At 70.5% G+C, this 9,988-nt stretch carries 11 protein-coding genes; 7 read left to right on the top strand and 4 right to left on the bottom strand.

Going from position 1 to position 9,988, the window contains the following annotated elements:
• Positions 1–40: 40 nt before the first annotated feature.
• A complete protein-coding gene (locus FXO23_RS05555) occupies positions 41–1,066 on the bottom strand; it encodes an ABC transporter substrate-binding protein (protein WP_158881404.1) in 1,026 nt (341 codons plus the stop codon).
• Positions 1,067–1,227: 161 nt separating this feature from the next.
• Here FXO23_RS05555 and FXO23_RS05550 point away from each other — a divergent pair, with 161 nt between their 5' ends.
• Positions 1,228–2,064, top strand: a complete 837-nt coding sequence (locus tag FXO23_RS05550; protein WP_246256932.1) for an EamA family transporter — start codon at positions 1,228–1,230, stop codon at positions 2,062–2,064.
• Positions 2,065–2,172: 108 nt separating this feature from the next.
• Here FXO23_RS05550 and FXO23_RS05545 read toward each other — a convergent pair whose 3' ends face one another.
• Complete coding sequence (locus FXO23_RS05545; protein WP_158881402.1) at positions 2,173–2,817, bottom strand: response regulator; 645 nt, start codon at positions 2,815–2,817, stop codon at positions 2,173–2,175.
• 79 nt (positions 2,818–2,896) lie between these two features.
• A complete protein-coding gene (locus FXO23_RS05540) occupies positions 2,897–4,063 on the bottom strand; it encodes a sensor histidine kinase (protein ID WP_158881400.1) in 1,167 nt (388 codons plus the stop codon).
• Positions 4,064–4,200: 137 nt separating this feature from the next.
• On the opposite strand from FXO23_RS05540, the gene FXO23_RS05535 reads away from it, so the two are divergent.
• From FXO23_RS05535 to FXO23_RS05515, 6 genes are all read left to right on the top strand, one after another.
• A complete protein-coding gene (locus FXO23_RS05535) occupies positions 4,201–4,857 on the top strand; it encodes a DedA family protein (protein ID WP_158881398.1) in 657 nt (218 codons plus the stop codon).
• Positions 4,858–5,161: 304 nt separating this feature from the next.
• The gene (locus tag FXO23_RS52200) at positions 5,162–5,737 is read left to right on the top strand and encodes a hypothetical protein (protein WP_158881396.1); all 576 of its coding nucleotides are present in this window, start codon (positions 5,162–5,164) and stop codon (positions 5,735–5,737) included.
• Positions 5,738–5,740: 3 nt separating this feature from the next.
• On the top strand, positions 5,741–6,655 hold the full coding sequence (locus FXO23_RS05525; RefSeq protein WP_158881394.1) for a copper resistance D family protein: 915 nt from the start codon (positions 5,741–5,743) through the stop codon (positions 6,653–6,655).
• Between the two features lie 28 nt (positions 6,656–6,683).
• A complete protein-coding gene (locus FXO23_RS05520) occupies positions 6,684–7,652 on the top strand; it encodes a cupredoxin domain-containing protein (protein ID WP_158881392.1) in 969 nt (322 codons plus the stop codon).
• Positions 7,653–7,728: 76 nt separating this feature from the next.
• A complete protein-coding gene (locus FXO23_RS51455; RefSeq protein WP_246256930.1) occupies positions 7,729–8,076 on the top strand; it encodes a hypothetical protein in 348 nt (115 codons plus the stop codon).
• Positions 8,073–8,714, top strand: a complete 642-nt coding sequence (locus FXO23_RS05515) for a cupredoxin domain-containing protein (RefSeq protein WP_246256965.1) — start codon at positions 8,073–8,075, stop codon at positions 8,712–8,714. The genes FXO23_RS51455 and FXO23_RS05515 overlap by 4 nt, the downstream gene beginning before the upstream one ends.
• Positions 8,715–8,716: 2 nt before the next feature.
• Here FXO23_RS05515 and FXO23_RS05510 read toward each other — a convergent pair whose 3' ends face one another.
• A complete protein-coding gene (locus tag FXO23_RS05510) occupies positions 8,717–9,871 on the bottom strand; it encodes an alkaline phosphatase PhoX (protein WP_158881388.1) in 1,155 nt (384 codons plus the stop codon).
• Positions 9,872–9,988: the final 117 nt, after the last annotated feature.

Genomic DNA, 9,988 nt, shown 5'->3' with positions numbered 1-9,988 from the left:
ATTCGTCCGGAGGGGTCCCCTCATGAAAGTGAGCCGGTGATCAGGTGAGCTTCCGCAGGCCGGGGTTCAGCTTCTCGATGACCCACGGGATGCCCAGCGCGGACGGGGCGCGCAGCTGGCTGATGGTCTCCATGTCGACCACCAGGTAGTTGCCGTTCTTCACGTTCTGCACGAGCTGGTTGTCCTCGAACGCCTTCCGCAGTTCGGGCGAGGTGAACGCGATGATCACCAGGTTCGACGCGAGCTTGTCGTACTGCTCGGGGGTGAGCGTGCCGGTCGGGCTGCCGGCCTCGTTCTTCGTGGCGTCGGCGACCGCCGGGTTCAGCGTCAGGCCGAGCTGCTCGACCAGCTTCACCGCGAAGTCGTCCTTGGACACCAGGGTGAAGATCTTGCCCGGCGCGTTGCCCACGGACGCGGTGAAGGTCTTGCCCTGCGCGCCCGGGTGGTCGGCCTTGGCCTTGGCGATCTTGGCCTCGGTGTCCTTGATCAGCGTTTCGGCCTCGGCGGGTTTGCCCAGCGCCTTGCCGACGACCTGGACGTGCTGCTGCCAGCTCTGGCCGCCCCATTCCTTCTCGAAACCGATGGTCGGCGCGACCTTGACCAGGTTCGGGTACTCGTCTTCCAGCCCGTAGTCGGCGGTGGCCAGGATCAGGTCCGGGCTCAGCTTGCGGACGGCTTCGGCGTCCACTCCGTTGGTCGCGTTGACGATCTGCGTCTTGGCCGGGTCGAGCTTGCCGGTCAGCCAGCTCGGCACCTTCTCCGGGGACGAGGTCTTGGAGAAGAAGCCGACCGGCGTGACGCCGAGGGCGAGGGCCGCGTCCAGGTCATCGGTGGACGTGCCGACCACCACGACCTTGGCCGGGGACTTGTCGATCGTCGTGGTGCCGAACTTGTGCGTGATGCTCACCGGGAACGCCCCGGGCTGAGCGGCGGGCGCGGACGACGGCTGGCTGGAGGAGTCCTGGACGTTGCCGCAGGCGACGAGGCCGAGGCTGAGGGCTCCCGCCGCGAGGGCGGCGAGCGAGGCGCGGGCACGGGCACGGAACAGCGGGGGGCGTTTTGACATGGCAGCAAGTGAAGCAAGGCTGCCCTAAGAAATCAATGCGTCCGATTGGGACGCGAGTCACCATTCGGTCACCTCCATTCGGGTTCTGACGTGCGGAAATAACGAGGTCGGCGGCTACGGGGTTGAAGCCTGCCTCTTCAAGTGTTATGCATGAGTCATGCATGAAAGCGGCGATGATGGGTGAACTTCTCGCCCTGGCCTCCGCGGTGTGCTTCGGCACCACGGATTTCCTCAGCGGGCTGGCGTCCCGGCGGGTCAACGGGCTGACCGTCGCGCTGTACGGGCAGCTCAGCGGCACCGCGCTGAGCGTGCTGGTGGCCCTGCTCGCCGGTCCGTCCACACTGGACTCTTCAGCGTTGATGTGGGGTGCGCTGTCCGGTCTGGGCACCGGGGTCGGGGTGGGCTTCCTGTTCCGGGCCACCGGCAAGGGCGCGCTGAGCGTGGTCGTGCCGCTGAGCGACGTCGGCGCCGTCGCGCTGCCGGTGGCGGTGGGCCTGGCCTTCCTCGGCGAACGCCCCTCGGCCCTCGCGCTCACCGGGATGGTGGCGGCGCTCCCGGCGATCTGGCTGGTCTCCCGCGGGGACGGCGCCCGCGCCCGCGGCGGGCTCGCCGACGCGCTCGTCGCCGGGGCCGGGTTCGCCGTGCAGTTCCTCGCCATGGCGCGGATCCCGGCGGAGGCGGGGCTGTGGCCGGTGGTCGTCAGCCGGGTCTCGTCGGTGCTCCTGCTCGCGGCGCTCGTCGCGGCCACCGGGGCGCCGTGGACGTTCCGCCGCCCGGGCCCGGTGTTCGCCTCGGGGGCGATCGGCACCGCGGCGATCCTGTGCTACCTCTTCGCCACCCAGCAGCAGCTGATGTCGATCGCGACCGTGCTCGCCGCCCTGTTCCCGGCGATTCCGGTGGTGCTCGGGCTGATCGTGCTGTCCGAACGGGTCAACCGCCGCCAGGTCACCGGCCTGGTCTGCGCCGGAGCCGCGATCGCCCTGATCGCCCTGCGCTGAACCGAACCGGCAGGAAGGGACCTTCGCTCTTCGAAAACGGGAGCAAGGGAGATTTACTACGGTTGAACGTGAGCAAAGGTCCCTTCCTGCCGCCGGGTGAGCCCGTGGTCAGGAGCCCAGGTAGCGGAGGACGGCGAGGACGCGGCGGCTGTACCCGGCGGTGTGCGACAGGTCGAGCTTGTCGAAGATCGAGTTCACGTGCTTCTCCACGGCGCTCTGCGACACGTAGAGGGCCGCGGCGATGCTCGCGTTGGTGTGCCCCTGCGCCATCTTCTCCAGCACCTGGCGTTCACGGTCGGTGAGCCGGGTCAGCGGATCGGTGTGCGTGGTCCGGGCGAGCAGCCGCCGCACGACCTCGGGATCGAACGCGGCCCCGCCCGCGGCGACCCGGTCCAGCGCGTCCAGGAACTCCCCGACCTGCGCGACCCGGTCCTTGAGCAGGTAGCCCACCCGGCCCCGGTCGCCGGTGATCAGTTCGGTGGCGTACCGCTTCTCCACGTACTGCGAGAGCACCAGCACGCCGATGTCCGGCCACGCGCTGCGGATCTCCAGGGCGGCGCGCAGGCCCTCGTCGGTGTGCGTGGGCGGCATGCGGACATCGGTGACCACCACGTCCGGCCGGTGTTCTCCGGTGGCGGCCACCAGCGCGTCGCCGTCGCCGACCGCGGCCACCACCTCGTGGCCTTCCTCGGCCAGGAGGCGAATGAGCCCTTCACGCAGAAGCGTGGAGTCCTCGGCCAGGATCACGCGCATAGCGGCTCCGCAGGGTGATGGCCGAGGACATGCGGGGGTCTGGGGGTCGCTCCCCAGATGGGCAGAGCTTCGGCGAGGATCACGCGCATGGCAGCTCGGCGACAACGATCGTGGGACCGCCCGGGGGACTGTCCACTGTGAACTCGCCGTCCGCGGCGGCGACCCGGCGGGCGAGGCCGGACAGCCCGCGGCCCTCGGGGCGGGCCCCGCCGATGCCGTCGTCCTGGATGCGCACGACGATCATCCTGGCCGCCCGCTCCACGGTGACCTCGATCCGGGTGGCGTTCGCGTGCTTGATCGTGTTCGTGACCGCCTCGGACACCACGAAGTACGCGACCGTTTCGGTCGCCGTGTCCGCCCGCTCCGGCAGCGCGTAGGTCAGCGTCACCGGCACGCTGGACCGTTCGGCGAGCGCCTCCAGCGCGGTGTGCAGGCCGCCCTCGTCCAGCGCGATCGGGTAGATCCGCCAGGTGACCTCGCGCAGTTCCCGCAGCGCCTCCTGGGCTTCCTCGTGCGCCTGGTGCAGCAGCGCGTTCCCGCGCTCCCGGTCGTCCGCGCGCCGGGCCCGGCCGAGCAGCATGCCGAGTGCGACCAGCCGCTGCTGCACGCCGTCGTGCAGGTACCGCTCGATCCGGCGGCGCTCGTCGTTGACCGCGTCGACCACCTCGGCGCGGGTCGTGGACAGCTCGGAAACCCGGCGCTGCAACAGCTCCTGCCGGGTCGGGCCGAGGAAGTGCCGGGCCAGGCGGCGGTCCAGCGCGGCCACCCCGATCGCCCCCTGCAAGGTCACGAAGACCAGCAGGGTGCCGAACAGCAGGAACGTGATCGGGTCGTACCAGTCGCGCGGCTCCGAGCCGCCGCCGAGCGACTGCCCGGTCACCAGCTGCCCGATCATCACCACCCCGGTCGCCGCGCCACCGGCGATGAGCAGCAGGACCCCCGCGCCGAGCCCGCCGACCAGCCAGCGCACCGCGAGGTATTCCAGCGCCCGCCGCCCGCTGAAGTCCCCGGAACTCCCGGCGCCCAGGTACTTCGCCACCCGGTGGCGTTCGAACTCGGCGAACCGGCGCGCGCCCGCGAACACCGCTTTCCGGGCCGCCGGGAACGCGCACGCGGGCAGCGCGGCCATGACGTAGGCCAGTTCGGCGAACGCCGTCCCGCCGCCGATCGCGAGCGCCGTCCCGACGCGCAGCACTCGGACCGCCAGTGCGGCGGGGTGGCGGCGGGCGAGCTCGGTGTCCGGCATAAGGCCAGGTTAGCCGGGGTGCGCGCGCGGTGGACTGAGGTTTTCCACAGGAAGTTCGGGTGCCGCACCTCATGGTCGGCGGGCGGCTGGATTCCTAGCTTCGACCCCGACGACAGCGATCTTCGAAAGGGCCGTTCATGAACCTGTATCTCGCCGAAGCCGCCGCCGAGCCGATGGGCGGGCTCGCCGGTTGGGCCGTCGACCTGATGGACCACCTCGGTGGCCCGGGGGCGGCGGTGATCGTCGGCCTGGACAACCTGTTCCCGCCGATCCCCAGCGAACTCGTGCTCCCGCTCGCCGGGTTCAGCGCCAGCCGGGGCACCTTCTCGCTCACCGGCGCACTGGTCTGGACCACTGTGGGTTCGGTGCTCGGCGCGGTCATCGTGTACTACCTCGGGCTGCTGCTCGGCCGGGACCGGACCCGCGCACTGCTCACCAAGATCCCGCTGGTGAAGGCCGCCGACTTCGACCGCACCGAGGCGTGGTTCCACCGGCACGGCACGAAGGCGGTGTTCTTCGGGCGGATGGTGCCGATCTTCCGCAGCCTCATTTCACTGCCCGCCGGAATCGAACGGATGCCGTTCTGGCGGTTCCTGTCCCTGACCACGCTCGGCAGCCTGCTCTGGAACCTCGTCTTCATCGTCGCCGGATATGCCCTCGGCGAGAACTGGCGGCTGGTCGAGAAATACGCGGACGTGTTCCAGAAACTCGTGATCGGCCTGGTCGCCCTGGCGATCGTGCTGTTTGTTGTGACGCGGCTGCGGGACCGTCGGAAGCAAACACTCAAAAAGTAGCGATTCCTTGTGATCGGCGATGTTTCGCCGCGCAACGGCCGCGTAAACGGATTCGCACCGCGGCCGCCGATTCGGCCCTCTGCCGTACCGGCCAGGGCCGTTCGGACGCGAATCCGTCACCCTTGAGCAGCAACCTGCCACGCCGATCTCACCGGCGCCGGAGATTGCGAAGTCCCTTCTTTTACGCGCAGTTCACGAAAGGAACATACCGCGAAACGCGGTAACTGGTTTGGTTCTGCCCCAGCTCAGTTGTCGTTCGCGGGCCCGGGGAAGTTCCCGGATCGCGTAAAACAAGGAGGAACCGGTGCCGGTGGGGCGGGAACACGTGATCGCGGCGAGTCTGGTGGGCGCCGTGGTGGTGGTCGTCGGCTACGCCTCGGGCCTGGGCCTCAACCCCGGTTCGAGCCCGCAGCCGCCCGCCGCCGCGCAGGAAGCCCCGCAACCCCAGCCCGCGACGCCGCCGCCCGGCGAGCAGCAGCTGCCGTCCAGCCAGCCGCCACCGCCGGGCGCGGTCCAGCCGTTGCCCGGGGTGGAGGTGCCCGGCGGCGACCAACCGGGAACGGTGGAGGTGTCCACGCCCCCGCCCACCGTGCCGCCGCCGGATCCCTCGACCCCGCCCGTGGTCCCGCCGCCGACCACCCCGGCCACGCCGCCCGGCCCGACGCCGCCCGGCCCGATCCCGCCGCAGCCACCCGGCACGCCGCCCGCCTGCGACCCCGGGCTCCTGCAGTCCACAGTGGACATCGTGGGCGCGTTGCCGTTGCTCGGCGGCCTCACCACCGGCCTCGGGGTGACCGGGCCGGACGGCCTGCTGCACGTCCTGGTCGGTTACTGCCCGCCGCCCGCGGTTCCCGCGACCCCGGTGCCGGGGGCGGGCTGAGCCATGGACCTGACCCCGGCCAAAGTCTGCTACGTGCTCGCGCGTTGCGCGGACTACCTCGGCATGACGTTGTTCCTCGGCGGCCTGTTCTTCCTCGCGCTGCTCTGGCCGCGCGGCGGTTCGGTCGCCAAGGCCCGCGGCGTGCTGATCACCGGTTGGCTGCTCGGATTCCTCGGCACGCTCGCCGGAATCGGCCTGCAAGGCGCCTGGACCGCGCAGCGACCGCCTTCGGCGATGTTCGACTGGCAGGTGCTCAGCCAGGCGCTCGATGTCCAATTCGGACGGATCTGGTTCGCGAAGGCACTGCTGTGGCTGCTGGGCGGTGTGGTGCTGGCCGATCTGCTGCAGCGCGGCGAACGCGCCGCGGTGTCCCTGGCCTGGCGGATCGGCGCGGCCGCCGTCGCGATCGGGCTGCTGCGCACCACCGGACTCACCGGCCACACCTCGGAAAGCGCCACCCCGCTGCTGACCCAGCTCGCCGATTTCGTGCACCTGGCCGGAATCTGCGCGTGGATCGGCGGGCTGGCGATGCTGCTGTTCGGGGTGCTCGCCCGCCGGGACCCCGGCGAACTGGCCCGGGTCGTGCCCCGCTACTCGAAGCTGGCGATGATCACCATGCTGCTCATCGTGGCCGGCGGGACGGTCCTGGCCGTGCCGCTGATCGGCTCGGTCGATCGGCTGTTCACCACCGGCTACGGGCGGCTGCTGCTGACCAAACTCGCCCTGCTCGTGGTCGTGCTGATCGCCGCGCAGGCCAGCCGCGCCTGGGTGTCCCGCCGCCTCGATTTCGCCGTCGTCCTGCGCGGGGACGCGGTGACCGTCCGGCCGTTCCTGGTTTCCGTCGCCGCGGAGACCTCACTCGTGCTCATGGTGCTGCTCGCGGCGAGCTTCCTCGTCACGGCCAACCCCGGCCGGTGACCGAACAACATCCGAAAGGAGTCCGTGCATGGACAACCCCGAATCCACCGAGCGGCCACCGGAGGCAGGTGGCCGCCGGCGGTGGCCGATCGCGGTGGCGATCCTGGCGCTGGGCGTCGCCATGTTCAGCCTGGCGACGCTGCGGAGTTCGGACACGCCCGCGCAGACCGGTGACGTCGACCTCGCCGCACTGTCCCAGCGGAGCCCGCTCGCCGTGCCGATCTACCAGCGGCTGTCCCAGCAGGGCGGGGCGGCTCCCGCGGCGGCCGGGGCGACCAGCGTCGAGGCGATGGACTACAAGTTCGCCCCGGCGAGCGCCAAGATCGCGGTCGGCGACACGGTCACCTGGACCAACCACGATTCCGCGCCGCACAACGTGGTGGTCACCGACGGGCCGGAGAAGTTCAGCTCGCCGCTGCTGCAGCAGGGGCAGTCCTTCAGCCACACCTTCACCCAGGCCGGGACGTACTCGTACTACTGCTCGGTGCACCCGGACATGAAGGCCACGCTGACGGTCGAAGGGTCGTCGACGCCGCCGACCACCGCACCGCCGACCACGCCGCCCGGCTCGGACCCGACGACGCCGCCGAGCACGGATCCCACGCCGCCGACCCACACGATGCCGCCGACCACACCGGCACCGGGCGGGCCGTGCGTCCCGAAGGCCGTGCTGCAGCCGATCATCGACCACATCAAGACCGCGCACCTGGAGACCTCGCTGGGGCAGCAGGTGCAGGACATCCTCAACCTGGACCAGCACCTCAAGACGCACACGGTCTGGTTGGAGACGGTGCTCAAACCGGTGTTCGACGGCAGCGTGGACAAGGTGCTCGTGGACACCCTCAAACCGATCCTGGACCACATCAAGACCGCGCACCTGGAAACCCCGCTGGGGCAACAGGTGGCCGATCTGCTGAACCTGGATCAGTACCTCAAGACGCACACGGTGTGGCTGGAGAACGTGCTCACGCCGTTGCTCGGACAGGCGACCTGCTAGCGGGGCATCGTCGCCGAAGAGGTGGCCCGGCCGAGGACCGTTCGGCCGGGCCACCACCCCAGTATGGAGGTGAGCGATGTCCGCGGACACCCGAGTCCTGACCTTGCGCCACTGCGTGGCGGAACTCTCGATCCGCGTGCTGGGCCGCCCGGTGGTCTGGGGCCGGTTCCCGGCGAGGCGCGGATGGCTCGATCTCGGCGAGGACGGCGACGAACCGGTGCTGGAAGTCGAGCTGGGCTCGAAATCCTTGCGCACCAACATTCCTTTGCTCCGAATGACACTGACCGGCGAGAGGGCGCGATGCGTTTCGGAATTTCGAGAGATCCGGTTCATCAGGTCCGGCCCCGGGGAGGTGGTGCTGCACGCCCGGGGCGTGCTGCGACGCCTGCACGTCGAGCTGGCCGCCGAGTTCCGGGCCGCCTGACCTTCCTGCTCGCCGCCCTGTTCGTCCTCAGTGGACTGTTCGCTCCGGCGGCGCGGGCGGCCACGCAGCAGGTGATGATGCGGAACTACGCGTACTCGCCCGCCTCGCTGACCGTGCGGGCCGGGGACACGGTGACCTGGATGCAGCACGACTCGGCACCGCACGACGTGGTGACCACGAGCGCGCCGGCGGCGTTCCGCAGCCCGCTGCTGTCGCAGGGGCAGAGCTGGAGCTACACGTTCCGGCAGGCCGGGACGTACTCGTACTACTGCTCGGTGCACCCGGACATGCGCGCGCAGATCACCGTGCTGCCCGCGGACACCCCGGCGCCCGCACCGGCCGCGCCGAAACCAAGTGCGGCCCCGGCGCCGACACGTCCGGCGGCGAGGCCACCGGTCTCGTCGAACCACGCGGTGGCCCCGCCCGGCCCGGCGCCCTCCGCCGGACCTGGTCCTTCGCTGCCTTCTTCCGTCCCCGCCGAGCCCGCGTCCCCGGCGCCACCGCCCACCGAAGGGGCGGCGGTGGCCCAGCAGGCCGCCACCGGGCCGTCGCTGGACCCGATGCTGCTGGTGGCCGGGGTGGTCACCGGGGTCGCGGTCTTCTGCTTGCTCTTGCTGGGATCCCGGCGACGGGAGTGACCTCAGGTCCGGAAGGGACCGGTGACCTCGTAGGTGATGCCACCGCTGGACGAGCCGGACGTGCCGCGCTGGGACGAGAAGTACAGCCGGTTCCCGGCCGGGGTGAACGCCGGGCCGGCGACCTCGGACGAGCTCTGCCCGTTGATCCGCAGGAACACCGAGATCTTGTCGTCCGGGGTGATCATGCAGATCTCCATGTTGCCGCCGTCCTCGGCGACGTAGAGGTCCCCGAACGTGGAACCGGTGATGTTGTCCACCCCGGTCAGCGGCGCCGGGCCGGGGTTGACCAGTTTGTCGTCGTAGGCGAGTTCGTAGGTGCTCGACGCCAGGTTGATCTGCCAGACCCGGTTGTCGCCCTTGGTGGTGAACCACGCGGTGTCGTTGGCGTAGTGCAGGCCCTCGCCGCCGTTGAACCGCTTGGCGCCGGAGACCTGGTCGCGGGTCGCGGTGGGGGAGCCGTCCGGATCGGGGACGGTGCCCCAGGTGAAGCTGCCCGAGGTCGCGGTGCCGGCCTTGAGCACCTGCAGCGTGCCCGCGGACAGGTCACCCCAGACGGTCGGGACGAACCGGTAGAAGCAGCCGTTGGAGACGTCCTCGGTCAGGTAGATGGCCTTGCGCACCGGGTCGGCCGCCGCCGCCTCGTGCTTGAACCGGCCCATCGCGGGCCGCTGCACGGCGGCCCCGCCCCACGGGTCCGTCTCGTACACGAACCCGAGATCGACTTCCTCGCAGGACAGCCATTTGTTCCACGGCGTCGCGCCACCGGCGCAGTTCCGCCGGGTGTTGGACAGGATCCGGTAGGCGCTGGTGATGTTGCCGTTGGCGTCGAACTTCACCGCGCTGGCGCCACCGCCGGGTTCGATCTCCGAGTTCGACACGTAGATCCAGCCGGAGCCGTCGGCGAACACCGCACCGCCGTCCGGGGCGTGGTGCCAGGTGTAGCCGGTATTCGCGACCTGCTGGCCGGACCGCGCGACCACCCGGCTGGTGAACCCGGCCGGGAGCTGGATGCCGTTCGCGTCGGCGGCCTGCAGCGGGCCGTACGGGCTCGGCGCGTTCTGCGCGGGATCGGCCAGGGCGGCGGGGGTGAACCTGTTGCCGAACACCGTGACCCCGGTGCCGACGACGGCCGCGCGCAGGAAGTTGCGTCTCTTCACTTGTGCCTCCAAGGATTCCGCTTCGTGGTGGTGCGGTCAGGAGCGGAACGGAGAGTACGTACGCAAGGCCGCGCGAACCAGACCCGCAGATGAACTACGGGCAAAAGCGGCCCCGAG

The sequence above is a fragment of the Amycolatopsis anabasis genome (genome assembly GCF_009765355.1).
GTDB classification, from domain to species: Bacteria; Actinomycetota; Actinomycetes; order Mycobacteriales; family Pseudonocardiaceae; genus Amycolatopsis; species Amycolatopsis anabasis.
This window is presented reverse-complemented; position numbering and strand designations above follow the sequence as displayed.

Coding starts and splice junctions, on each gene's coding strand:
- FXO23_RS05540 (WP_158881400.1), bottom strand. CDS start 4,063: ATGCCGGACACCGAGCTCGCCCGCCGCCACCCCGCCGCACTGGCGGTC.
- FXO23_RS05545 (WP_158881402.1), bottom strand. CDS start 2,817: ATGCGCGTGATCCTGGCCGAGGACTCCACGCTTCTGCGTGAAGGGCTC.
- FXO23_RS05550 (WP_246256932.1), top strand. CDS start 1,228: ATGAAAGCGGCGATGATGGGTGAACTTCTCGCCCTGGCCTCCGCGGTG.
- FXO23_RS51455 (WP_246256930.1), top strand. CDS start 7,729: ATGTCCGCGGACACCCGAGTCCTGACCTTGCGCCACTGCGTGGCGGAA.
- FXO23_RS05520 (WP_158881392.1), top strand. CDS start 6,684: ATGGACAACCCCGAATCCACCGAGCGGCCACCGGAGGCAGGTGGCCGC.
- FXO23_RS05525 (WP_158881394.1), top strand. CDS start 5,741: ATGGACCTGACCCCGGCCAAAGTCTGCTACGTGCTCGCGCGTTGCGCG.
- FXO23_RS05535 (WP_158881398.1), top strand. CDS start 4,201: ATGAACCTGTATCTCGCCGAAGCCGCCGCCGAGCCGATGGGCGGGCTC.
- FXO23_RS05555 (WP_158881404.1), bottom strand. CDS start 1,066: ATGTCAAAACGCCCCCCGCTGTTCCGTGCCCGTGCCCGCGCCTCGCTC.